This is a genomic window from Polynucleobacter sp. AP-Capit-er-40B-B4 (assembly GCF_018882245.1).
Taxonomy (GTDB): domain Bacteria; phylum Pseudomonadota; class Gammaproteobacteria; order Burkholderiales; family Burkholderiaceae; genus Polynucleobacter.
In genome coordinates, this window is record NZ_JACVOV010000001.1 from 410,103 (window position 1) to 434,172 (window position 24,070).

A 24,070-nucleotide genomic window follows, 5' to 3' on the forward strand; every position below is an offset into this window, starting at 1 on the left:
GAGTGTTGGGCATAGTGATGCCTTAATATGGTGATAATTATTTGAACGACCCTTTAAATACTTACAGCGAATATTTAACCCCTAATAAAAGTGTCAATAATGAATTTTGAAATATATAAAACGAAAGATGCCATGCGCTATTTGCGTAATTGGAGCATCTTTGGACTTCTCATATCTTTTTTGGGTGTTACCACCCCATACACAGGAGAAGCTGACATTAATTGGAGCTACTTCCCGAGCTCCTTAGTATCAAGCATGCTTTATAGCACAGCATGTTTTGTTGTATTTATGTATTTACAGGAGCGTGCAGCAAGCAAAAAGGAGGAAGAAAGCAAAGTTGTAAATGATGTGCTTATACGTGCATTTATTAGCACCCTCATTGTGAAGTTTGCTACTTTTATTTTCTTCTTTTTAGTTGGCCTCATTACCGGCTAAATCGGTTCTTTCAATGGTGAACTTAGTTAAGAAAGATTGACCTTACTTAATGTCAAATATTAATGACCCATTAGGTTATTACGCATTGTTGGGCGTAAGCTCTAGTGCCACTTCTGAAGACATTAAAAAAGCCTATCGCCAGAAGGCGATGGACTTGCATCCAGATAGAAACCCCGGCAAAGATACAACTAGTATTTTCCAACAACTTCAAACCGCCTACTCAGTGCTAGGCGATCCCAATAAGCGATCTGAATACGATACTTTGGGTTTGAATACAGGCTCTTACGAAAGCGGTCCGCAAGCAGAAGACAAGCCATTAGAGCCAATTAAGTGCACGGCTTGCGGTTGCATTACCGCACAGCCAAGATACGCGATTTTTTATAAGGTCTACAGCTATCTTGTAATGACGCATAAAGACGCAACGCAAGGAATGTATTGCGCAACCTGTGCGGCTAAGCAAGCCCTTAAATGCAGTGCAATCACATGGTTTTTTGGTTGGTGGGGATTCCCGTGGGGTCCTTTGTATAGCGTTCCAGCTTTATTTAGAAACTTATTGGGTGGTGAGCAGCCTATTGAGCAGAATGCACATATCTTGGCGTATCAAGCTGCCTATTTCTATTCAATTGGAAAGCTTGATTTAGCACGAAGTGTGGCATCCGAAGCTCTAGAGTGGTCTTTGAAGTTGCAAAAACAAAAAGATGGAAAAAGACGAAAGCTTGGTTATCCTGCGGATGAAGAGGCCGAGCAATTGGTAAGCCGAGTTCAATCATTATTAGCTGCGCTTAATAACGGTAGCCCAATTAAAGAGTTAAAGAATCAATGGGGATTCAAAGGCAAAGTCTTTATATGGCAATTGGGATTGGCCGTAGGGATTATTGGAAGTCTTTGGACATGGATTGCCTACGAGGATCATAAGTCAAATGTTGCTTATGAAAGGTCCGCTCCTACATATCAAACTCCTGCAAATCCAGATTCTTCATTGGCAGTAATGCCTACCCCGGAGTCTGGTCCAATGAGTTATTTAGTTTCTTTAAACCCCAATCAACAGTACCCAACGTTTAGGGTTACTTCGAATTCATACGGACCAAACTACGTTGTTAAATTGGTGAATGCCAGCACGGGGATGACCGTTATGACTGGATTTGCCAGAGCAGGTGAAACGGTAGATTTTTCTGTACCGCTTGGGGTTTATAAAGTAAAAATTGCATCTGGCAATATTTGGTATGGACCCTATAGTTTATTTGGCAGTCAAACTGACTACTCGGAAATAAAGGATTTGGTGGATTTTCACATCGAGGGTAATCAGTACATTGGTCATAGTCTGACTTTGCAGGCAGTCCGCGGTGGAAATACCCAAAGCATCAAAATTGGCGCTGGTCAGTTCTAAGGAAATTTTAAGCATATGAAGATTAACTTCCCGCAGGCTTTAGCAGTTTTAATTCTGATCGCGGTGCTGCCGTTGCCCTATGGCTACTATTTACTGCTTCGTCCGGTGGTATGTTTGGGCTTAATTTATTTGCTTATTCGAGATTGGAAGCAGCTAAGTCAAAACACAAAAGCAATCACTATTGTTATCGCTGTGCTCTTTAATCCATTTGCTGCAGTTTTTTTATCGAAATTAGTTTGGGTGCCAATTGACTTGGCTTGTAGTTATTTCTTATTTAAAAAGTATAAAAAAGAGGATTGGTCATGAGAAAAATATTGGTAGCTCTTAGTCTATCTTTGCTCACTATATTTTCAGCAAATGCGGCAAATGAACTTAGTGAAGCTGACAAGGCTCTACTAGCTCTAGATTGGAAGACATCCCCGGCAACGGGGGATATTGGTGATAAAGCAAAAATTAAAATCCCAAAAGATGTTTTGTTTTTAGGCAACCAAGATACTCAAAAGTTTTTAAAGTTAAATGGTAATCCTGAGGCACCAAATACTTATACGATCTACAACCCAACGGAGGGTTGGTTTGCAATTTTCCACTTCACGGCGGCAGGGTATGTTAAGGATGATGAAAAAATAGATGCTGATGCTCTTATGAAGTCTATGAAAGAGCGAGATAAGGTTGACAATGAGGATCGAAAAAAAGAAGGACTGCCACCTTTATATCTAGATGGTTGGTATATTCCTCCGCGATACGATTCAGCTACGAAACGTTTAGAGTGGGCGACAAAATTGCATGATGAGAAAAATGTTTCTACAATTAATTTTTCGACTCGTATATTGGGCCGTGGTGGATATATGAGCGCTGTATTGGTTACAGATCCAAAGACTTTAGATAGGGATATTAAGTCCTTTAACACCGCCCTTACAAAATTTGAATATAACCCCGGTGAGAGATACTCAGAGTTTAAAGAGGGCGACAAAATTGCCGCATACGGTTTGGGTGCACTAGTTGCGGGCGGTGCAGCAGCAGCAGTCGCCTCTAAGGGCGGCTTCAAATTATTGTGGGTTGCAATCCTTGGCGCATTTGCAGCAGTAGGCGCATTTGTGAAAAAGTTATTTGGTAAAAAGCAAGGATAAGTTTTGATACATCAGCTATTAACGACAGAATATCTATTTTGGTTGGTAGCTTTTTTATTTTATCTTTTGGAGAACATAAAGCTTACCAAGTCTAATGAGGTCATCATCACTGAAACGCTATGGGGTCGCCTTAAGCCACTGATCTCTCTTAATGGTTTTGAGTTTGGAGGGAAAGAGGTTAATTTACTCAATCCCCTCACCCCTTTTTCTTCATTTTTTAGATTGCAGGTTGATTCAAATCGATCACACAAAGAAGGTTATATAAGGACCGCTCGACGCATCAGACTATTTGAGAGCCGTATCTTGCCGTTTAGAGTGATTGGATCAATTGCATTTCTTTACTTAGTATCGGGCCCGTTCCTTACTTATTATTTTGGGATTTCAGGCGCATTCATCATTTTATTGCCCATACATGCACTTTGTTTAATAGGTGCCCTGATCTTTCTTTTGACTTTGAGAAAGAAATTAGAACTTTCCTATGCTGATATTGCTGCAATATATTTTGAGTTGCTATTAGTCCCTGCGTATATGGCGGCTATCACAAAAAAGATTGCCAATAAGCAAGCATTCCAATGTGATGGCTTCTACTTTTCGCTTCAAAAATCGGCGGACCTTGAATCCACCAAATATGAAGTCTCTCGAAAGATTGATTTATTAGCATCCTTTTACGATGAATCTGACTCTCGGAACCGTGAACTTAAGAATTACAAATCAAAATTAGGGTTAAGTGATGTCGAGCAATGATTGGTATGTAGTTATTGTCCTGGCTCTAGTTGGCTACTGGGGAACATCGGCGGTAATAAGATTTTTTAAAAAGGAGAATGATTGGACTAGCGCTCAGTCAAACAGTGGTGAGCGCGCATCCCCCCCTGATAAAAGTGATGGCGCTTGGTACCTTGTGTTGGATTTGCCTTCAAGCGCCTCTATGGATGAGGTCAAGGCAGCCTATAAACGTAAGATCTCTATGTACCACCCTGATAAGGTCAGCACTATGGGCCCAGAATTTAATGAAATTGCACAGCGTAAGACTAAGCAGATAAACGCAGCCTATGATGAGGCAATTCGTAGTTTTAATAATTGACCGTACCAAAATAATAGATATTTGATTGGCTAGCCTATGAGTAACTTTGTCGTCATTGATTTCGAAACTGCAAATGAGGACATATCCAGCATCTGTCAAATTGGAATCGTGCGATATGAAAATGGAATTCAAGTTGATGCTTACGAATCATTGGTGAATCCAGAAGATTACTTCGCCGGGATGAATGTATCAATTCATGGAATAGAAGAAGAGGATGTTGAGAGTGCTCCAACATTTCCGGAAATTTATAAAGATGTGGAAAATTTTCTTAAAGGAAGCCTAGTTTTAAGTCATGGATGGTTTGATAGACGGGCGCTTGAAAAAGTGATTGTTAAATATGGGTTATCACCCATTAACAACCCTTGGCTTGATACCACGCGTGTCGTACGAAGGGCGCTGCCTGAATATTCTCGCAAAGGATATGGACTTCAGAATTTGGCTAAACATTTTGACTTAAGTACTAAGCCTCATGACGCACTTGATGATGCATCTACGTGCGCTGCGGTTGTAATTAAACTACTTGAACTAACCAACACTAAAATTGAAGATTGGTTAGAGTTGGTAAATAGGCCTATTTCCCTAGGTTCTGGATCAAGTTCATATAAGCCATTTGATCCCAAGGATTTTGAACCCAATCCTGAGGGAGAGTATTACGGTGAGGCTATTGTGTTTACAGGAGCCCTTTCAATGGTTAGGGTCGAGGCGCAAAAATTGGCTGCAAGTCTTGGTTTTACTATTCACAATGACGTAAAAAAAGGTACCACATGCTTGGTAACGGGCGTTCAAGAGCCCGCTCATTTGAAGGGTAAGGACAAAAGCTCTAAGCAATTAAAAGTTGAGAAAATGGTTGCTGATGGTAATAGAGTCAGAATATTTTCAGAAAGCGATTTTATGCAGATCTGTAAGTTAAGTTAGGTGATGCTATGGAACTAGAAAACGTTGTAAGGGAATTACTCGACAATAAGGACTTGGAGTTAGAGCTTGTCTCTCCAGATGCTAAATACTATTTCGTGTACTCAACCAATATTGTTGCCAAGGAAACGGAGGTTGTTGCTTCTGAGCAATTAACAAGAACCTATTGGATTTCTGGATTTGAGAAGAGCACAAGCGGTGCTCCGGCTTGGGGTTCATACCAGCATGAGACTCAAATTGAGTCAGTGACTAATTTGATTCGATTTGCTAAGTACAAGACTCTAGGCGTCTACGATCAGTGGCAGCAAAAATGCCCAAAATGCGGGAATGTTACTTCGGGAAAGATTTGGAGAAATTCTCCTAAGAGTTGTGAAGCAAAACTTGATAATAAAAAATGTGGGTATGAATTCACCGCTTCAGACAAAGATAGGCGACTCAATAAAGTGGTATTCGATAAATTGACTAAGGCCACCCATGATCATTGGGAGTGGCAAAAAAAGGCAGCAAAACAACACAATGCGATTGGGGCACAGACCCAACAAGGCTTGTTTTGATGGTCGGTTGCTGTTACCGACAATAGAATCCGCCTGAGCCGTTTGGCGTGCAATCAAAGCCGCCAGAATTGCCTCTGGTAAGTCCGGGCGTTAAGTTGGTAGGAGGTGTGTAGGTTGGAGGGGCCGGGTTGTTTTGAGCGGGCATTGGATAGTTAAACTGCGGGAGTGGCACCAAGGGCGCAGGGTGTCGTTTTGCTTCAATAGCATCGGCTATTTGTTGCAACGTGTACTTCCCTTTCCTGTAGGATCCATCCACGAAGACCATATAGAACCAAATGCCCTCAGCTCCATCTTTTCCATTGTCTCCGTAACATCCCGTTTTCACCCCTTTAATTTTGTATAGCCAGTGATAGTTTTTATCGCGAGCAATTTTATTGGGACACTCTTCATCTGTAAGTGTTATTTCAGTGAAATTATCGGATGGATCAACAAAGATTTGAATATCTTTTGCCACAGTATTTCCCGATAGCAGGATAGCGGCTAAGGCTATTAAAAAATATTTCACAGATTTCTATCGGCAGTTATAGCCGCCGCGACCGTCAGGCGTGCAGTTCATTGTGTTGCCACCCGTCATTCCCGGGGTTAGGTTTGTCGTATTTCTTTGTGTCTGAGCTGCCGAGTTGTTGTAATAGGTAGCCGCTCTATTAACGCCATCACCGATGGCCCTCAAGAAGTCTAAGATACCGCCGCCGGGGTTTTGATTGGATGCAATTGCAAACCCAGAAAAAGGTAGCGGCATTTCGTGGCCATTGGCATTAAGCAGGACTTGAGAAGTTTGTTGATTTAATGCGTAACAACCAATCATTTGCTGGCCATTTTGTGCTGTTAAAACAGCCCCATTCGGGCTTGTTGCCTCCCAATGGTAAGGATAAGAGCTTGAATAGCGCGAGTCCCTGCATCCGGAGCTATATAAAGTGAAATAAGCATTCGCCTGTGAATCATAGGTTCTGCCAATAACCGCCGCCTGAGCCATGACCTCATTACACAAAAAAGCTAATGTGAGCAGTACTAGATATTTTTTCTTCATTTCGATCTTTCTATCTGCAGTTATATCCGCCACGACCATCTGGAGTGCAGTTCATGCCATTTCCACCAGTCATGCCGGGGGTTAAGTTCGTAGTGTTTCTTTGAGTTTCAGCTGCAGAGTTATTCCAATAAGTTGTGGCTCTCTGAAGTCCTTCGCCAAAAGATTGGAAAACAGACTTATTACCGCCCCCTTGAAATACGGACATAGGACGACTGACAGTTAATCCAGTAGTTGCAATCATGGTGACTTGTTGCTGATTCACCGTGTAGCAACCTTCACCAATGAAGGCACCATTGTCGGCCCTCTTGGCGTCCCAGCGTAATGGGTAGTTGCCACTGTAATTTGGGAGTTTGCAAGGACCATCGTACAAATAGATATTTCCATTTGCTTGGCTATCAAAAGTTTGACCGATCACATTACCGGGTCCAGCTGGCGCTTGGGGTCTAGATGCCTGTGGATTTAATTTCTTAAACTCCTCGCCCGTATTAAGGTTGATTTGCTTAATAGCATTATTGGCATCCCCAATACTCATTTGCCCGGAGATCATCTTGGTATAGATCGCGTCTTTGCTTGCGTAATCTTTTTGAAGAATTGGGTAATAGGCCGTTCCTTTTGTGCCATCAAGCCTAATAGTTCTACAGGGCATTACTTCCGACAGAAATTGCTTCAAGCTCTTTTTTTGCTGATCATTTAAGCGAGCTTTGGATGAGTACAGGTCAAACTTATTTGCTTGGGTATCAGTAAATACTAGAAGGTTTGCTTCTACCAGCTTGCCATTAGGAGTCTCTCTTACGCGCTTCTGGCATTCGGTTGATGCTTGGCCAGCCCTATTTGCAATTTGGTTCTTATTTTCTGGTTGGCTAACACTCGGGTTGGAATTGTAATTTTGCTGAGGACGCATTTGATTGCACCCGGCAATTAATAGCATCGACGTTAGAAGTGGCAGGATGAACAAAGGTTTCATTAGTGCGGGCCAGTAGGGTTTAAATTTGCTTACATTCTTTATAAATACTACGAAAAACGTAAGGACAGTGCAAGCATAACCTACGAATATCGTATGAATGAATACGGCCTCAAATAGCCACCCTAAATCCCCAATTGGCCCTCGAATACAGGCCGCAAGGCTAGCCAACGGTTTATCTCAGGAAAAGCTGGGTGTATTAATTGGTCTGGAGGAAGGCTCAGCTGGCACGCGAATTAGTCGATATGAGAACTCAATCCATGAGCCCGCTGTCACAACCTCAAAAGCAATTGCAGATGTATTAAATGTTCCATTGGCATACTTGTATTGTGAAAACGAGGCCTTAGCGGATCTGATTGTTCAGCTAGCAAAGCTGAGCGTGGCTGAGTTACAAAAAATTAAAAAGCAGCTCTAGTCATATTAAATTAACTAAAGTGGATTTTCTCCGTAGTTCTTGGGACCGCTGCCGACTCCCTAGATATACGTCTTTTCTCTTCCTCCAGCGCCGCTCGGTACATTTGATCGGTTAGCTCGTAACTCACAAAGCAATCCTTACGTGGCGGCTCCATGTGATGCCACAGTGATTTGGCCTGTAAGCGGCACTTGTACATGAGCGCTAGATTTACTTTTCGCTGCGAGTTATGAAGCGTCAGATTCTCAAGCGTGCCTTCGAGTAGGTCTGCTATTTCCCAATAGGTGCGAGCTAATTTAACTACATCCAAGTTAGTGGTATCTGCCTTGCGGACATCCCTTTTAGCTGGGTCTACACGTCTTGGAGTCTTTGGTTTGCGTGTTTTGGTTATGTTCTGTTCCATGTTGATTGGTTCCTTTAAATGTTTGGTTTGGGTGCTACTGTTCCATTAAGTTTGAAATGCTGTGTTTAGTGTGTTTACACAGCACCTAATTGGCTGTTGTTTGTGGAGCTGCTAGTGATGTGTGTGTGATGTTTTGCCACATAGCCCCTATTGCAGCTGGGCGCGGTGTTCGTATAGCTTTTTACCGAGGAAGCGGAAAGATTATGTCCATCCACCACCTCGGCCTTTTTTTATCGGCACTACTCAGGGTCAAGCATGCTTAACAGCCACTCTGGTATTTCTTCATAACCCGCCTCTGCCAAAGTCATAGTCATTCGGTATAGCTGGTTGATGGTCAGCTTGGCTTGAGGTCTACCTAGCTTTACCTTGATAAAAATAAAGTCGTCAGGCTTTAGTTTTGCCCTCTGCCCATCCCAAATCTGCTTTAGCTCTAAGGTTTGGGCTGCGGTTAGTGTGTGAAGAGTTGTTTTTGATTCATTCATAGTATTTTTCCATCGTTATTTGTTGGGTTGTTTCCAAGCTATTTCCAATTAGGGCCTTGTAACTACGGGTTGTTTCGGGTTATTTCCAAGTTGTTTCGAAGCTATTTCCAATCTGTTTCTCAAAGAACGAAAACAGAGAGATAGGGAGGAGGGGAGAGAGATTTTTAATCTCTCCCTCCCATCTTTCGAGGACCTTTTTATTTTGGAAATGGCGCAGGTTGTTTCGTTATTTCCTTTTGTTATTTCCTTAGGGGAAGAAACAACCCCCTCCCCGCAGAGCCCCTGTTTATAGGGGTCTATTTTTGGTTGTTTCCACCTATTTCCAAGTAGTTTGCAAAAGCTATTTCCATTTCTCATACCGCAAAATCCTCCACTTTTGGAAGCGAATACACCGCCTTAGTGTTGGATTCCAAAGGTATCCCAAGCTCGATAGCGTCTTTGCCACTTATCATTTCCAACACGCCGTCTTGGACTAGCTTGCTGACCGATGCGGTTAGCCTTTGGTACTTAGTACCCCCAGTTGAGTCCATAATGGCTGAAAGGGTCTTAATGGTGATGTATGGCTGCCCATACCCACGCACAGCACCCATCACTTCGGTTTCGTACTTGGTAATTTGGCGAATCTTGCCCTCCTCTTTACGCTCCTCAAATCCTGACTTAGAAGCGAAACCAACGCGATAGGACTCGATTAACTTATGTCCAAGGCGATTGGTTACCTCAACCTCGTACCGCTCAGTTTTAAAGCACAGCTCATTGAATGAGGCCTCGTAACGCTTTTTACCCATAATCAAGAACCGCTTGTCTTCGCCGACTTGTGGATCCTTAATAACAAACCCAGTGCCATGAACATCCGCACCAAAAGCTGATGCTCCTCTGGCTGTCATGTTCTCTATCTCCGCCTTGTTATTTACCTTGCTGATATGAGCAATGAGCCATAGGGATGTACCTGTCTCAGAACAAGCCAATTTAATGGTACTGATGAACTCAGAGACCAGTGCGTTGTTATTTTCGTCCTCTAGGTCTAGCGTGGCAGCAAGTGTGTCCGCAACAATTAGTGGAGGTATTAAAACGGGCTCGCCATTAGCTCCATCCATGTAAACCTTATTCTCAGCCGCAAAGTCTCTTATTAACTTCGCAATCTGCCCTTTAGACATGCGCTGGGTTTCTCTAACGTGGAACCACTTATTAAACTCATCCTCAGACTTAGTAACTCCGCAATGATTGCGCAAGCCTGAGAGAATCCTAAGAGCTTGTTTTCTATCTTCTGTGAGGTATAGAACGGGTCTTCTTAATGCAGGCTTGAGTTCATCCCTATCAGCACAAAGATGTGCGGCATACGCAGCCAATGGCAATAGCAAGGTTGTCTTACCAATTCCACTCTGCCCAGCCAACACAAAGATACCTTCGGAAATGATTCCATCTATTACATATTCCGTGGCGGAAGTCTGCCCCAGTGCGTAGCTTTGGTCCTTAAGAGCAGCCTGTCTAAACTTTGGAAACTCTTTAGCCAACCAGCGCAATGTTGAAGCTGTAACAGACTCCTTAGCTCCGCCTTTGTAGAAGGTGCGCCATTTGTAATTAAGCTGTGAGTCACCGCCATAAGCACCAAACACATCCGCATCTTGAGTTGAGTACTCTTTCCAAATATCTAAACCTTCGTCCGATCCTCTGGTTTGGTGATGGATTGCCATGCCCACCTTAAGCCAGAATTCATAACCATCGTCAGGCGGCTGTATGGACATCACAATGCTTCTTAATTCGTCATTACAGAGGTTTAAATCTCTTGTTTGAGAGAAGCCATCAAATGCCTGTTTAGAGACCTCATACGCCTCTGTAGAGCGCTTTAAATACTTATCCAATACAGCAAGATCAACTGGTGACTTAGGGAACTCCTTGGCGCTATATTGCTCGTCCACATCTCCAGTGAGCGCGATAAACATATTACTTTTGAAGACCTCAAAGCCAATGTCATGGTCCTTGTAATTGGTAAATGGCTTATCTGTTTTAGTAATGATGTGGTAACCAGTACCGCTGACAGACTTCTCCACAAATCCTCTGGCGTTTTCCAAAATATCCTTGGCAACAGGCTTTAAGTTCCCGCTTTGATCAAACACCTTATCCAAATCTATACCAATGATTTGGTCGTTCTTAAACGCCATACCAATGCCATGAATAGCAGGCATTTGTTTTGCTGCTTCTTGGGTAAACACCTTTTCTGCCTCGTCTAGCGTGACAAAGCAGGTCGGGTCGTTCTGACCACCATAGAGCATTGTTTGAGGGTTTATTGGTCTCTTGATAGTCTTGCCCGTTTTAGGGTCTTGCTCCAACTTCCAATAGATGTATGTGCGCTCAGCTCTTAATTGCTTAGGTATTGAACTGTAGTTGCACTTTGGGCGCTTCGCGCCTTTAGATTCTTTCATTTTGTAAATCCTTCATTCACTCGATCGTTAAATGCCACGAACTCGGTGCGGATTCATTTTTCGTCGGGACTCTCACTGTTTCCAGCCGCCCCGCAACTTGATTTACCACTGACTCATTCCGCGTCAGTGGAGAGCTACTTGCTCGGTCTTACATGGTTAATTCGTAGCTATCAACCAATTGGGCGACCCTGCCCAGTCGTTTTAGTTACTGCACTTCCGTTTTCTTTTTATTCTTCATGACTCCAATGGGAGTTGAGTCACCACTACCCCTCAGCTCCATCAATAATGCTGAAATTTCGAGTTGGAAATCAATCGGGTCTGCCACATCTTGCTTTTTATTTCTTCCGCCAGATCCAACGGGCTGATAAGTGCTGGTTTGATATGCATCTCCAAAGTTAGCCTTCAATAGTGTTTGAATTAACGTGCTATTTGAGTCTTTATTGCTATATGACTCAATAAGTCGTCGCTCATGAAATGCCCGACTAGAAGTCATCGCAACTGATAAAGCCTGTTTGAATAACTTCTTAGAGCGAGCCCAATCTTCCAACTGATCAACGCTCACTCCTAGCTCATCAGCCATGATTGAAGGTGTGGCTCCAGCCTTTCCAAGCTCAATAATTCTGTCCTCAAACTCCTTTTGGTACTTGGGTGTTGATATGATTTTTATACCCTTTGGAATACCCCCACTCATCTCACATCTCCGCGCTTCGCAATAGAAACGTTTGGGTGCTCAAAGAACTCGGAAGCGGCAATCGTTTTTACCAACCAATGATGGGCTGATGACGTCACCACCACCTCCAATCCGCTAAGGTCACGAATTTGCTCAACAATTCGAACGAAATCACGTAGATCGGTCTTATCTAATTTTTCTTGGCTTTCCGATCGTTTTAACCATACCCGCCCACGTCCATTCTTAGCGGACATTGGGAAGGTTAATCTAAGCATTGGAATAGCCTCATCAGCATCAACGTAAATTCGCTTTGACACTTCGTACTCAGAAAATAAAAATCTAAACTCCCAAGCCTCATGGGCTAGACTGCGCGGATTTGGCAGCGCCTCCAACACATCATCAAATGCAATGTCTTGCGCGGGCTTAAATTCTTCAAGGATGAGATTTTGTATATCAGCCAACTGAAAACCATGATGACGAAGGCCATAGGCAGCCTGCAATAGCCAAACGTGCAAAAAGTATGGGATCTGCTCAGGTAGGTACAGCCCATCCATCTCTTGGAGAATGCTATTTGTGTAATCGTGAGCCTTATCTAAGGTCTTATTGATCTCCTGAGCGTTCATTACTCCCCTCCATGCAAAATATCGTGAACGAATTGTGGAATATCAAGATCCAAGTCAGCCAAGATGGTGGCGCAGGCAAACAGCTGAGCGTGTGACATTTCAGCTTCAGGCTGAGCCAATCGAATCCAAATAGGGGCCGACTTTTTGTCCTCTACCAGTTGGTTTCGGCGTATGGGGGCCCAAATAGCTTTTAGCTCTTGAGTTTGTGATTGAGTAAGTTTTACGTTGTTCATAGACGTGTGAATTTCTCCAGATAAATACTGGATATGTTGTGGAATGTGCTTCGATGGATGTAGCAATGATGAGCGCATAGGAATGCCCTTTAAATAAATTAACGAATAAAAATGTGATTTGTTTGCTAAGTGGTGTCAGCGCAATGGTGACCGCACTACCGACGCATCGGCTTACTTCTACTGCCATTACTTCAGGTACAAGTCTTCAATTCTGAGGCGTTTTAAGGCTGTTTTTAGCCTCGTTTAAACCTAGAGTGATCATGACGCTCAAGTCGTTCAAAACTGCCTACAAGGCTTGCTGTTTTATGACTCAAAAATGTTCCCTCTATATATATTAATACAAGAAAAACAGCCTTTCCGCCCCACTTTTTACTGCCTATCCAAAATAAAGTTCTGTTTCGCCCCAAACAATTGTCTATCAATTGAATCAAAATCAGGCGTATCAATTAATGATTATGCTCATGAGTCATTAAATATAGCCCCAGTAAAAAGCAGCCCAAAACCGAAATAGTGAACCCATTGTGAAATATGTCGTACAAACTAAGAGCTGAAATTACTCCACCAATAATCATATTTATCCCCTGCTCCCAGCTATAAAGAGTCTTTTTTTCGCATCCTTCTTGAGCTCTTCTGCGTCCTTCAAAACGACACCAAGAATAGAATGCCCATCGTGTCCATATACATCCAGCTGACCACGCTTGAAGTCAATGTCACACTTCTTAATGGTTTGCCTCATCAAGGCATTTGATACCTCACCACCTAAGATTGCTTTACGTGCCCCCTCAAATAGGCGTTGGCTAGTTGGTCTTCTCACCTGCTCCAGCTCTACCATCTCTTTCTTAATGCCGTCTAACTCCATGAACATCTTCGCTAGGTTAGCTTTTGATGTGGGCGTCTCTTTGGTGTATTTTCCGTCTATTGGACTCATAACCATGTCAATCAAATCTTGAATCTGCTCAGCACGATGGCGCTTTTCTTTTAACTGCTTACCAATATCATCGGTCGGGGTATAGTCATCCATCTGCACTAGCGCAGACTTAACGCTATTTAAAATGCGGTCATAGCTGATCGAGCGGTATTCACAGTTCTTCTTGCTCTTGGCGTTTCCATGCTCATCTTTTGGATTGCTTAAAGACTTGGCGCATACTAAGGTTTTCCAATTATTCTTGGTGCCATCTTGCCTCACACGCCCAGACTTACCGCTGCGCTGAGCAGTAGCTCCACAGTGCTTACAAAACATTAGGCCAGACAGTGGATGAGCCTCCAATGTACCTCTAGCCCCTGCAGAGCTTTGACCAATGTAACGAGTCTTTAACCACAGCTTTGAATTGATGATCGCAGGGTAATACTTCTCATGTCTTTGGCCATCAGCTGTTACCAAGGTACCTAGCACCGCCTCTGAGGCTAATATCTTCTTCACGCTAGATAGCGCCCAAACTTTGGTTTTGCCTGTTGGCGTGGGGAACTTCTTATCATTAAGCTCTTGCGCTATCTTCATGGCCCCTAAGCCACTAGCAGACAGCCTGAATACTTCCTTAACTATCGCAGCCTTATCCTCAATTGTTTTGCTTTTGTCTGTCTTTTGAATCCAGAACGGCACACGGGCTGTGAGCTGCACTCCGTCTTTAATCTTGTTGAACTTGTTATTCCATGCCGCGCTAATCCGCAGTGATTTTGTCTTTGATTCTTCATGCGCTCGTGACATCAATAAGATACTGATCAGTAGTGCGGTTGGATCTTCGTCCAGAACTTCTTTGGTGTAGGTCTTACCATCGTTTAGGGTAACCACAATGATGTTCTCATCGACTAACGAGCCAAGTTGCTCCATGGCTTTACGTGGCGTTTCCCTACTCAACCTATCTAAGGATTCGCAAAGTAAATAAGAGCCGGCTGGTATCTCACCATCTTCAACTAGTCGCATGAAGACGCCCAACGCACCTTTCTTCTGCGCCACCCCCTTATATGCGGACAGACCTGCATCAGTTAGATTTAGTGTGGTGTCTAGCTCTAACTCTAGGTCTGGGTTCTGTTCTATATACCTCAGAGCTAAGTCACGTTGGCGACGCAAGCTATCACCTTTGCTCTGCTTCTCACTACTAAACCGTAAGTAACTGAATGCTATTGGCACGATGCGCCCCCTTATATGATGGGTATATATTACACTTAATTGAGATGAGATGTCCAATGCCAGTTGCGTTGAACACTTGCCAGTCATCCTGATCAATTGCGTTTTGATCACCCATCACTAAAGCAATCAGCACGCCCGCGTACCTAGCATCGTCCGGTAGCATGGACCGTATCTTTTTACGCAAGTGCCAACGTATAACTTCCATACGCAACTCAATTTCAGCCCAGGAAATATCTTTATCTAGTAACAACTCCCCGGACCTGACTGAGCCACTTGCGCCAAAGTCTTGATGAAAGGACCAGCGCTCAAAATCAAAGGTATAAGGATTCAGTGAACCATATGGACGTTTCAATTTAGACTTGAACTTCCAGCGCTGACCAGGAACGATATCTGGGATAGTCTGAGGATTTCTCCAGGCGGGCTGCCAGCTCAAATAAATTCTTTTTGGAAAGCGCTCAAGAACCTCTTTTCCAATACTGACCCTGTCAACCTCAAAAGCAAACTTTGCTCCCGACGAATGACTTTGCGGCAATGCTGCCACTCTACCCTCAAGATTTAACTCCTTGCCCTCCAACTCTAGCGCAAGAATATTCTCCAAGCGGTTTTCAGCATATCGAGCATTCCATGAAAACCCCATCGTGAATAACAATGCAATTACTGCTAGTGTTTTTAAAGGGGATCTATTTGAAGCAAAGAAGATTGCAACCGAGGAAGTGATACAGCTCCCAATGCATATGTATGACCAATATTCTGGCACTTGCGGTAAAAAGAGAAGGAGCGATCCCCCGGCGATAAACGCCGTAATAGCTAAACGCAAATTATTAAGAAGCTAAATGGAGATTAGGAATACTTGTACAGAGGACAGACCAACGTGGCAATGCTTGCATTGCATTGCCCCATACGACTGAAGCAAACTCAGAATCATCAACTCCTCGAATTGCGGCTAATTTTCTTGCAACTCTCTCCACAAACGCGGGCTCATTAAAGGCAATGCCTTCTTTCCTAAGCCATGCAGGCGGAATGTCAGGGGAATCGGTTTCAGTAACAATACTGCCGAGTGGCAACTCTTTTAAGAGTCTGCGGATTTGCAAGGCCCGCTCATAAGTGGCTGCACCACCAAAGCCCAACTTAAACCCAAGCTCAATAAATTGTTCTGCCTGTTGAAAGCTACCATTAAAAGCATGCGCAATACCACTGGAGATATTGCGGCGACGCAATGCTTTTAGGATGGTGTCTTGCGAGCGGCGAACATGCAAGACTACGGGCAACTGATATCTCTGCGCTAAATCCAACTGAGCATTGAAAAAGAATTCCTGCTTATGAGGATCTAGATGCTCGACAAAATAATCCAAACCAATCTCGCCCACACCTACAAAGCGGGTATCAGAGAGTGATTCAACAATATGCTTCTCAAGCGTAGCGATATCATCCTCTTGTGCTTGATTGGTATACAAGGGATGAATTCCAAGGGTGTAAACCAATCCAGGAATTTCTTGGCTATATTGGTGAGCCAATTCTTTTACGTGCGCACAATCAGCCGCCTTTACGGCCGGCAGCAGTATTGCTTTAACGTTTTTTTCTTTGGCCGCCTGAATAACTGCATCTAATGAGCTCGAAAACTCTGGGGCATCTAGATGGCAATGAGTATCGATCCACATGGGATATCTACTTACACTGAGAATGGCTTTAATACTCCACGCTCTAAATGCAAAATCCGATCACAACGTTTAGCGCGTACAGGATCATGAGTCACGATCACAAAGGCAGTGCCTTGGTCGCGAGCAATATTTAACATCAAATCAAATACACCATCAGCAGTCTCAGTATCTAGGTTGCCCGTAGGTTCATCCGCCAAAACACAAGCAGGATTGCCAACTAGGGCTCGAGCAACCGCAACACGCTGACGCTCTCCACCCGACAGCTCACCCGGGGTATGAAGCTCACGTGCCGATAAGCCAACTGCTTTGAGCATTTTGCTAGCGCAATCCATCGACTCATCATTACTCAAACCGCGGATACGCAGCGGTAATGCAACGTTCTCGACAGCACTAAATTCATCTAAGAGGTGATGAAACTGGTAAATGAAGCCCAGACTACGATTGCGCAGCTGATCCAATTTCTTCACTGATAAGTTATTTAAATTAGAGCCAGCCAAAACCACTGAACCGGAGCTTGGATTATCTAAACCGCCCAAAAGATGTAGCAAAGTACTCTTGCCAGAACCTGAGGATCCAACAATGGCAACTTTCTCTGAAGGTGCTACATCTAAATCAATCTCTTTAAGAACCTCAACTGCAGTAGGCCCCTGACCATAAGTCTTGGCGAGGCCCCTGGCTTTGAGCACTAAGTTCTCCAAATTACTCATAACGTAATGCCTCCGCTGGCTGAACCTTAGCTGCTCTGCGGCTTGGATACAAGGTCGCCAATACAGATAGGCCAAAGGCCATCAAACCAACCGTCAACACATCGCTAGCTCTGACATCAGAAGGTAGCTCGCTAATGAAATACACCTCGCGCGGCAAGAATTGCACCCGGAAGATTGCTTCAATAACTGGAACAATGACATCGATATTGAGCGCAATTAATAAACCCAAACCTACCCCAGCTAAGGACCCCAATAAACCAATCGATAAGCCTTGAATTAAAAATATTCTCTGAATAAGCCCGGGGCTAGCACCCATTGTTCTCAGAATAGCAATATCTGCCTGCTTCTCATTCACCGTCATTACTAGAGTGGATACTAAATTAAATGCCGCAACAGCAATAATCAAAGTCAGAATGATGAACATCATCTTTTTCTCAGTCTGAACAGCTGCAAACCAATTACGGTTAGATCTTGACCAGTCTGTCACCCACAGAGCTTGAGGCACGATGGCTGCCAACTCATTAGCAACCTCTGGTGCACGCTGCATATCATCCACCTTGACGCGCAAGCCAGATGGGTCACGAAGCCGTAATAAGGCAGCAGCATCCTTCCAATGCATGATGGCTAAGGAGCTGTCATATTCATAATGACCACTATCCACAATGCCCACCACCTGAAGTGTGCGCATGCGAGGCATTGCACCTGCTGGAGTTAAATCACTCTCAGGAACAATTAAATTAATACGATCACCCACGTGTGCACCAACAATTGCTGCCAACTGCGCGCCTAAGGCAACGCCAAAACTTCCTGGCTTTAAATCGTCAATGCTGCCTGCAACAAATTGTTTTGGTAGGTCAGATACTTTACCTTCTTCACTTGGCAAGATGCCACGAATCGCTACGCCGCGCATCATGCTCTCACGACTAAGAAGTCCTTGAGAGCTCACCATAGGGGCCACGCCAACAACATGAGGTTGAGCCGCCACTTTGAGCGCCAGCGGCTCCCAGTTTGGCAAGCCATCAGGCGCAGTAATTTCCACATGAGATAAAACCGACAACATGCGATCGCGCACTTCTTTCTGAAAGCCATTCATGACAGAGAGAACTACGATCAGTGATGCAACTCCTAAAGCAATACCTGCGGTAGAGATTCCGGAGATAAAGGATAGGAAGCCGTCACGCTTTCCCACCGTCTTACGACGCTTGGATCGGGTGTAGCGCAGGCCAATTTCTAGCTCAATAGGAAGTCTCAACATAGCCACAGTTTAGTGAATCGCGCGGGCAAACTGATGGAATACTCAAATGCCACCTAAAATCAGGGGAATGATTGCTAATTCCACCCCCACCCTAGGCCAACTTCGCCGTTTTACCCTGTTACTTTCAGGGGAAGATGTCTTAGACGAGCCCGAAAGTAAGAAAGGTCCAAGACAAGGCTTGCCCCATGAGCGCTTTTTGCTCGGGGAGGCGATGCCGCTTGCCCCAGTATTACTACTTGGGCAATCAAATCAAGCAGTCAATCCAACCGAAGTCATTGCCTGCCTACAACCAGTTCATCTGCATGCCACACGAGATCACCTTATTTTGATGGGGCAAAACCAGATTGACCTGACAGCAGAAGAATCTGCCCAACTACTAAAAGCAGCACTACCTTTTATAGAGGAAGATTTTCAGAAGCCCATCCTTTTCCAAAACCAGCACTATTGGTTTATTCCTGCAGGACCTTTTTTTAGTCTTACCAGTTATAGCGTTGATCAAGCGCATGGCCGCAATATTGATTGGTGGATGCCGCGCGATAGTCGCAAAGAAGGCATCGCTAAGCGTTGGCGCAAACTCCAAAATGAAATTCAAATGCTCTGGCATATTGGTCCAGTAAACGAAGAGCGCGAACAACGTGGTATGCCTAGCATTAACTCGCTCTGGATTAGTGGTATTGGCAAACTGAATGATGTGCAGCCAGCGGAGTCAATAAAACAATCCCAACGCATAATTGGTCAACACCCTTTATTGCCAGGTCTAGCGAGGCTTTTAGGCCTTTCATACGAAATTACTGTGAATGAGAATAATCTAGCTGGCTCCTTTGCTTGGCTTGAGCAACCTCAATTGGCATGGCCACAACTCAGTGCGGCACTGATAAGAAAACAAATCGATGAAGTTGCTCTGATTGATTTTCCAAAAGGAAAAGTTCGTGAGCGTATTCTTACGGTCAAGGATCTTTATAAAAAATCTTGGGCATTCTGGAAAAAGTCAGAACATCTGACTTGGAAAGAAATCACGCAAGCATGAGTTTCTTATGAGCCTATTTTCTCAACGCCCTTTTTCAGAACGTACTGCAACCTGGTTGGCGCAGAGCGGCTTGCATCCATTGCTAGCCAGGCTCTATGCTGCACGTGGCCTGCAGTCCCCTGAAGAACTCTCGTTAGATTTAAAGCAGCTCATTTCACCGGTTGAGCTTAAGAATTGCATCAGCACCGCCGCTTTACTTGCCGATATCCTCGAAAGAAAAGAGTCGATGCTCATCGTTGCTGATTACGACTGCGATGGGGCTACCGCCTGCGCTGTTGGTCTCCGAGGCTTACGTATGCTAGGCGGACCAGACACTCCGATTCAATTTCTGGTGCCCAATCGCTTTACGATGGGATACGGACTGACCCCCGAAGTAGTGGAATTAGCTGCGCAGCAAAACCCCAAACCAAAATATTTAATTACCGTTGATAACGGTATCGCAAGCGAAGCTGGTGTTAATCGTGCCAAAGAACTTGGCATGGAAGTTATTGTGACTGATCATCACCTTCCTGGAGATCATTTACCAAAAGCACTGGCAATCGTAAATCCAAATCAACCTGGTTGCAGCTTTCCGAGTAAAGCACTCGCTGGTGTTGGCGTCATGTTTTACTTACTAGTTGCCCTTCGCGCTGAACTTCGCAAGCGTGGCAAATTTACGAATGAAACTCAACCAAAGGTAGAGAACCTTTTAGATCTGGTTGCTTTGGGAACAGTCGCAGACGTTGCACAACTTGATCGCAACAATCGAGTTTTAGTTTCCAATGGCTTGAAACGCATTCGCGCGGGAATATCACAGCCAGGAATTCAAGCGCTATTTCAGGCGGCTACACGTGATCCACGCAAGGCTAATACCTTTGACTTAGGCTTTGCAATTGGTCCCAGACTCAATGCAGCTGGTCGTCTGGCGGATATGACCTTAGGCATCCGCTTACTACTGACCAACAATACAGATGAAGCAATGACCTTAGCGCATGAGCTTGATCGCATTAATCGCGAACGTCGCGTGATTGAAGCCGGCATGCAGGAAACCGCACTCTCTCATCTAGCTGAAGATCAGCTTTCTGGCACCATGTCTGAGCGCAATAGTATTTGCTTGTGGAATCCAGAATGGCATCAAGGCGTTGTAGGTATTGTTGCTTCACGTCTAAAAGAACGTTTTAATCGCCCTGCAATTGTGTTTGCCCCTGCGGATGGCAATACCGGAGAAGAATTGCGTGGCTCAGGCCGTTCACTGACAGGCTTTCATTTAAGAGATGCGCTAGATTTAGTCTCTAAACGTGAGCCTGGACTCATTCTGAAATTTGGTGGTCACGCTATGGCTGCTGGATTAACTATTCGCAAAGAAGATTTTGAGAGGTTTGATACTTGCTTTCAGCAGGTTGCATCCGAGTTACTCACAGATGAATTGCTCGAGCGCCGCCATGCACATGATGGTGGTTTAGATCCTTCTGAATTTACCTCGGAAATTGGCGACCTTTTAGCGGAAGAAATCTGGGGTCAAGGCTTCCCTCAGCCTATTTTCTACGGGGAATTTGAGATTTCCCAGCAAAGCCTCATGAAAGAAAAACATCTTCGCTTAATGGTGAAGCCCCTAGGGGCTGGAGCAAGCCCCAAACCATTAACAGCAGTTTGGTTTAACCGCACGCAAAGCCTGCCGGCCAAAGCCAGACTAGCCTATCGATTGGTCACTGACCGCTATCAAGGTCAAGCTCGCGTTCAGCTGATGATTGAAGCCCATGATGAGGCCCCTAGCGCCTGAGGGTCCGCAGCAATAACCCCCTTATAATTAGGGGATGGAAGCTGAACAACTAAATATTATTTCGAATACCTTGTCCGATCTGCTCACCCGTGAGCAAGCTCTTCGGGGGTATCTTTGACTTCGACGTAAAGTCACGTCGCCTTACCGAAGTTAATTCAATACTGGAAGATCCCACAATTTGGGATGATCAAAAGAAAGCGCAAGCCCTGGGCAAAGAAAAGAAACTGCTCGATGGCGTAGTTGCCACCCTCACTGATCTCAACACCAACATTACTAGCGCTCTTGAGCTATTTGATATGGCCAAAGAGGAAAGCGATTTTGAAACGATTGCCGCTATTGAGAAAGATGTTGAAGGCTACAGCAAGATTATTGGCGACCTTGAGTTCCGTCGAATGTTCCACAATGAGATGGATTCTTGCAATTGCTTTATCGATATTCAAGCAGGTGCTGGCGGTACTGAAGCCTGTGACTGGGCTAGTATGCTCTATCGTCAATATCTCAAGTATTGCGAACGCAAAGGATACAAAACTGAAATCCTCGAAGAATCTGATGGTGATGTTGCGGGTATTAAAAGCGCAACCATCAAAGTCGATGGTGAATACGCTTATGGTCACCTCCGCTCTGAAACTGGTGTGCATCGCCTAGTACGCAAATCACCATTCGATTCATCCAATGGTCGTCACACATCATTTGCCTCTATCTATGTTTACCCAGAGATTGATGATTCGATTGAGATTGAAGTCAATCCTGCTGATATTCGTACAGACACCTATCGCGCCTCTGGTGCGGGTGGTCAGCACATCAATAAAACTGACTCAGCAGTACGCTTAACCCATATTCCGACTGGTATTGTGGTGCAGTGTCAGAATGACCGAAGCCAGCACCGCAACCGTGCTGAGGCTATGACCATGCTGAAGTCTCGCCTATATGAGCATGAGATGCAAAAGCGTCGCGCCGAACAAGACAAGCTAGAAGCCACCAAGACAGATGTAGGTTGGGGCCATCAAATCCGCTCTTATGTTTTAGATCAAAGCCGCATCAAAGATTTACGTACTAACGTTGAGATTTCCAATACTCAAAAAGTATTGGACGGCGATCTTGATGCTTTTATTGAAGCCAGCCTGAAACAAGGCGTGTAATAACCTCATACCCTTTACTGCACCGCGATAAACATGAACGATAAAACCAACTTAGACACTGCCGCAGCTACTGAAGTAGTTGATGAGAATCACATCATTGCCGAGCGCCGTGAAAAGCTCGCCAAGCTTCGCGCTGGCGGTGTTGCATTCCCAAATGATTTTGTTCCTACGCATTTGGCATCTGATTTGCATGCGCACTATGACAGCCTCACTAAAGAAGAGTTAGCAGCAAAGAAGGTTCATGTCAAAGTTGCCGGACGCATGGTACTCAAGCGTGTGATGGGTAAAGCGAGCTTTGCCACTATTCAAGATCGCAGCGGCCAGATTCAGTTCTATATCAATGATGAGCTCAGCGGCGCTGATGTTCATGGCGCCTTCAAGCATTGGGACATGGGCGACTTTATCTCTGCTGAAGGTAATCTCTTTAAGACCAATAAGGGCGAACTCTCGGTTGAGTGCAGCAATTTACGTCTTCTCAGCAAGTCATTGCGTCCATTGCCCGATAAGTTCCACGGCCTCTCAGACCTAGAGACTAAATATCGTCAACGCTATGTAGACTTGATTGTTAATCCAGAAAGCCGCAATACATTTAAAGCACGTAGTAACGCGATCGCTTCATTACGTCGCCACATGTTAGATGCAGACTTTATGGAAGTTGAAACTCCGATGCTCCACCCCATTCCTGGTGGCGCAGCAGCTAAGCCGTTCATTACTCATCACAATGCTCTCGATATGCAAATGTTCTTGCGTATTGCTCCTGAGCTTTACCTTAAGCGTTTAGTGGTTGGTGGTTTTGAGCGTGTCTTTGAAATTAACCGCAACTTCCGCAATGAAGGCGTCAGTCCACGTCATAACCCAGAATTCACCATGATGGAATTCTATGCGGCCTACACAGATTACCGTTGGCTCATGGACTTCACCGAGGGGTTGATTCGTGCTGCTGCCATTGATGCACAAGGTACTGCTGTGCTGACCCACCAAGGTCGCGAGCTTGATCTGAGCAAGCCATTCCAGCGCCTAACCATTACTGAAGCCATCCTCAAGTACTGCGGTCAATCAGGCAAGAGCTATGAAGCGGCCCAACTTGAAGACATTAACTTCATTCGCACTGAATTGAAAAAAGGCGGCGAGAATCCGGATGCCCCTACCCTCAAGAATGCCGGCATTGGCGCCCTTCAATTGGCCCTTTTTGAATTGGTTGCTGAAGAGCACCTCTGGGAGCCAACTTACATCATTGATTACCCAATTGAAGTGAGTCCTCTTGCCAGAGAATCCGATACCCGACCAGGCATTACTGAGCGTTTCGAACTCTTTATCACCGGTCGCGAAATTGCCAATGGTTTCTCTGAGTTAAACGATGCCGAGGATCAGGCCAATCGCTTCCGCAAGCAAGTAGAGCAAAAAGAAGCGGGTGATGAAGAAGCGATGTACTTTGACCACGACTTCATCCGTGCCCTAGAATACGGCATGCCTCCAACCGGCGGTTGCGGTATCGGCATTGATCGCTTGGTGATGCTGCTAACTGATGCGCCAAATATTCGTGATGTGATTCTGTTTCCGCATTTACGTCGCGAAGAAGAGTAAATTCCTCCACAAAGAAAAAGCGGGGTTATTACCCCGCTTTTTTATTTACTCACTCAGCCTCTAGTTACCAAAGAGCATGACTTCAG

The 24,070-nt window shown here is 44.6% G+C and carries 27 protein-coding genes; 13 read left to right on the top strand and 14 right to left on the bottom strand.

What is annotated here, in order from left to right:
• Positions 1 to 99: 99 nt before the first annotated feature.
• The 8 genes from ICN19_RS01940 to ICN19_RS01975 are packed head-to-tail and all read left to right on the top strand — an operon-like array spanning position 100 to position 5,496.
• Positions 100 to 435, top strand: coding sequence for a hypothetical protein (locus ICN19_RS01940; protein WP_216245293.1), 336 nt, complete (start codon positions 100 to 102; stop codon positions 433 to 435).
• A gap of 49 nt (positions 436 to 484) precedes the next feature.
• Positions 485 to 1,822, top strand: coding sequence for a J domain-containing protein (locus ICN19_RS01945; RefSeq protein WP_216245295.1), 1,338 nt, complete (start codon positions 485 to 487; stop codon positions 1,820 to 1,822).
• A 15-nt stretch (positions 1,823 to 1,837) separates the two neighbouring features.
• A complete protein-coding gene (locus ICN19_RS01950) occupies positions 1,838 to 2,128 on the top strand; it encodes a DUF6804 family protein (protein ID WP_216245296.1) in 291 nt (96 codons plus the stop codon).
• Positions 2,125 to 2,949 (top strand): DUF2167 domain-containing protein, encoded by an 825-nt coding sequence (locus ICN19_RS01955; protein ID WP_216245298.1) that lies wholly within the window; start codon positions 2,125 to 2,127, stop codon positions 2,947 to 2,949. The genes ICN19_RS01950 and ICN19_RS01955 overlap by 4 nt, the downstream gene beginning before the upstream one ends.
• A gap of 3 nt (positions 2,950 to 2,952) precedes the next feature.
• On the top strand, positions 2,953 to 3,693 hold the full coding sequence (locus ICN19_RS01960) for a hypothetical protein (RefSeq protein ID WP_216245301.1): 741 nt from the start codon (positions 2,953 to 2,955) through the stop codon (positions 3,691 to 3,693).
• Positions 3,680 to 4,030 (top strand): DnaJ family molecular chaperone, encoded by a 351-nt coding sequence (locus tag ICN19_RS01965; RefSeq protein WP_216245303.1) that lies wholly within the window; start codon positions 3,680 to 3,682, stop codon positions 4,028 to 4,030. Before ICN19_RS01960 ends, ICN19_RS01965 begins: the two co-directional genes overlap by 14 nt.
• Positions 4,031 to 4,066: 36 nt before the next feature.
• On the top strand, positions 4,067 to 4,945 hold the full coding sequence (locus ICN19_RS01970; RefSeq protein ID WP_216245306.1) for an exonuclease domain-containing protein: 879 nt from the start codon (positions 4,067 to 4,069) through the stop codon (positions 4,943 to 4,945).
• A gap of 8 nt (positions 4,946 to 4,953) precedes the next feature.
• Positions 4,954 to 5,496: a hypothetical protein gene (locus ICN19_RS01975; protein ID WP_216245307.1), complete on the top strand. Its 543-nt coding sequence runs from the start codon at positions 4,954 to 4,956 to the stop codon at positions 5,494 to 5,496.
• Positions 5,497 to 5,509: 13 nt separating this feature from the next.
• Here the strand turns inward: ICN19_RS01975 and ICN19_RS01980 are convergent, their stop codons facing one another.
• Genes ICN19_RS01980 through ICN19_RS01990 form a run of 3 tightly spaced genes read right to left on the bottom strand, consistent with a single transcriptional unit; the run spans position 5,510 to position 7,424 of the window.
• The gene (locus tag ICN19_RS01980; RefSeq protein WP_216245308.1) at positions 5,510 to 5,950 is read right to left on the bottom strand and encodes a hypothetical protein; all 441 of its coding nucleotides are present in this window, start codon (positions 5,948 to 5,950) and stop codon (positions 5,510 to 5,512) included.
• 57 nt (positions 5,951 to 6,007) lie between these two features.
• Positions 6,008 to 6,523 (bottom strand): hypothetical protein, encoded by a 516-nt coding sequence (locus ICN19_RS01985; protein ID WP_216245309.1) that lies wholly within the window; start codon positions 6,521 to 6,523, stop codon positions 6,008 to 6,010.
• Between the two features lie 10 nt (positions 6,524 to 6,533).
• Complete coding sequence (locus tag ICN19_RS01990; protein WP_216245310.1) at positions 6,534 to 7,424, bottom strand: hypothetical protein; 891 nt, start codon at positions 7,422 to 7,424, stop codon at positions 6,534 to 6,536.
• 160 nt (positions 7,425 to 7,584) lie between these two features.
• Between ICN19_RS01990 and ICN19_RS01995 the strand changes: the two genes are divergently transcribed.
• On the top strand, positions 7,585 to 7,899 hold the full coding sequence (locus ICN19_RS01995) for a helix-turn-helix domain-containing protein (protein WP_216245318.1): 315 nt from the start codon (positions 7,585 to 7,587) through the stop codon (positions 7,897 to 7,899).
• A gap of 10 nt (positions 7,900 to 7,909) precedes the next feature.
• Here ICN19_RS01995 and ICN19_RS02000 read toward each other — a convergent pair whose 3' ends face one another.
• The 11 genes from ICN19_RS02000 to ICN19_RS02050 all read right to left on the bottom strand — a co-directional run bounded on the left by ICN19_RS02000 (position 7,910) and on the right by ICN19_RS02050 (position 18,475).
• Positions 7,910 to 8,299, bottom strand: a complete 390-nt coding sequence (locus ICN19_RS02000; RefSeq protein ID WP_216245320.1) for a hypothetical protein — start codon at positions 8,297 to 8,299, stop codon at positions 7,910 to 7,912.
• A gap of 239 nt (positions 8,300 to 8,538) precedes the next feature.
• Positions 8,539 to 8,781: a hypothetical protein gene (locus ICN19_RS02005; RefSeq protein ID WP_216245322.1), complete on the bottom strand. Its 243-nt coding sequence runs from the start codon at positions 8,779 to 8,781 to the stop codon at positions 8,539 to 8,541.
• Positions 8,782 to 9,134: 353 nt separating this feature from the next.
• Positions 9,135 to 11,201 (bottom strand): AAA family ATPase, encoded by a 2,067-nt coding sequence (locus tag ICN19_RS02010; protein ID WP_216245324.1) that lies wholly within the window; start codon positions 11,199 to 11,201, stop codon positions 9,135 to 9,137.
• Between the two features lie 205 nt (positions 11,202 to 11,406).
• Positions 11,407 to 11,781 (bottom strand): hypothetical protein, encoded by a 375-nt coding sequence (locus ICN19_RS02015; protein ID WP_216245326.1) that lies wholly within the window; start codon positions 11,779 to 11,781, stop codon positions 11,407 to 11,409.
• A 107-nt stretch (positions 11,782 to 11,888) separates the two neighbouring features.
• The gene (locus ICN19_RS02020; protein ID WP_216245328.1) at positions 11,889 to 12,494 is read right to left on the bottom strand and encodes a hypothetical protein; all 606 of its coding nucleotides are present in this window, start codon (positions 12,492 to 12,494) and stop codon (positions 11,889 to 11,891) included.
• Complete coding sequence (locus ICN19_RS02025; protein ID WP_216245330.1) at positions 12,494 to 12,805, bottom strand: hypothetical protein; 312 nt, start codon at positions 12,803 to 12,805, stop codon at positions 12,494 to 12,496. Before ICN19_RS02025 ends, ICN19_RS02020 begins: the two co-directional genes overlap by 1 nt.
• A 496-nt stretch (positions 12,806 to 13,301) precedes the next feature.
• Positions 13,302 to 14,855 (bottom strand): recombinase family protein, encoded by a 1,554-nt coding sequence (locus ICN19_RS02030; RefSeq protein WP_216245332.1) that lies wholly within the window; start codon positions 14,853 to 14,855, stop codon positions 13,302 to 13,304.
• The gene (locus tag ICN19_RS02035; RefSeq protein WP_370625138.1) at positions 14,824 to 15,612 is read right to left on the bottom strand and encodes a ComEC/Rec2 family competence protein; all 789 of its coding nucleotides are present in this window, start codon (positions 15,610 to 15,612) and stop codon (positions 14,824 to 14,826) included. Before ICN19_RS02035 ends, ICN19_RS02030 begins: the two co-directional genes overlap by 32 nt.
• Positions 15,613 to 15,676: 64 nt before the next feature.
• A complete protein-coding gene (locus ICN19_RS02040; RefSeq protein WP_216245334.1) occupies positions 15,677 to 16,513 on the bottom strand; it encodes a TatD family hydrolase in 837 nt (278 codons plus the stop codon).
• A gap of 11 nt (positions 16,514 to 16,524) precedes the next feature.
• Positions 16,525 to 17,220: an ABC transporter ATP-binding protein gene (locus ICN19_RS02045; protein WP_216245336.1), complete on the bottom strand. Its 696-nt coding sequence runs from the start codon at positions 17,218 to 17,220 to the stop codon at positions 16,525 to 16,527.
• Positions 17,213 to 18,475 carry a lipoprotein-releasing ABC transporter permease subunit gene (locus ICN19_RS02050; protein ID WP_216245338.1) on the bottom strand — a complete coding sequence of 421 codons (1,263 nt, stop codon included), beginning with the start codon at positions 18,473 to 18,475 and terminating at the stop codon, positions 17,213 to 17,215. The genes ICN19_RS02045 and ICN19_RS02050 overlap by 8 nt, the downstream gene beginning before the upstream one ends.
• 46 nt (positions 18,476 to 18,521) lie before the next feature.
• Between ICN19_RS02050 and ICN19_RS02055 the strand changes: the two genes are divergently transcribed.
• From ICN19_RS02055 to lysS, 4 genes are all read left to right on the top strand, one after another.
• A complete protein-coding gene (locus tag ICN19_RS02055) occupies positions 18,522 to 19,502 on the top strand; it encodes a hypothetical protein (protein ID WP_216245339.1) in 981 nt (326 codons plus the stop codon).
• Between the two features lie 7 nt (positions 19,503 to 19,509).
• Positions 19,510 to 21,261 carry a single-stranded-DNA-specific exonuclease RecJ gene (gene recJ, locus ICN19_RS02060; RefSeq protein ID WP_216245341.1) on the top strand — a complete coding sequence of 584 codons (1,752 nt, stop codon included), beginning with the start codon at positions 19,510 to 19,512 and terminating at the stop codon, positions 21,259 to 21,261.
• Positions 21,262 to 21,295: 34 nt separating this feature from the next.
• A protein-coding gene (gene prfB, locus ICN19_RS02065) for a peptide chain release factor 2 (RefSeq protein WP_216245343.1) occupies positions 21,296 to 22,400 on the top strand; the annotation gives its coding sequence in 2 pieces (ribosomal slippage) (positions 21,296 to 21,376 and positions 21,378 to 22,400; 1,104 coding nt in all).
• A 33-nt stretch (positions 22,401 to 22,433) separates the two neighbouring features.
• Positions 22,434 to 23,984, top strand: coding sequence for a lysine--tRNA ligase (gene lysS, locus ICN19_RS02070; protein WP_216245345.1), 1,551 nt, complete (start codon positions 22,434 to 22,436; stop codon positions 23,982 to 23,984).
• Positions 23,985 to 24,070: the final 86 nt, after the last annotated feature.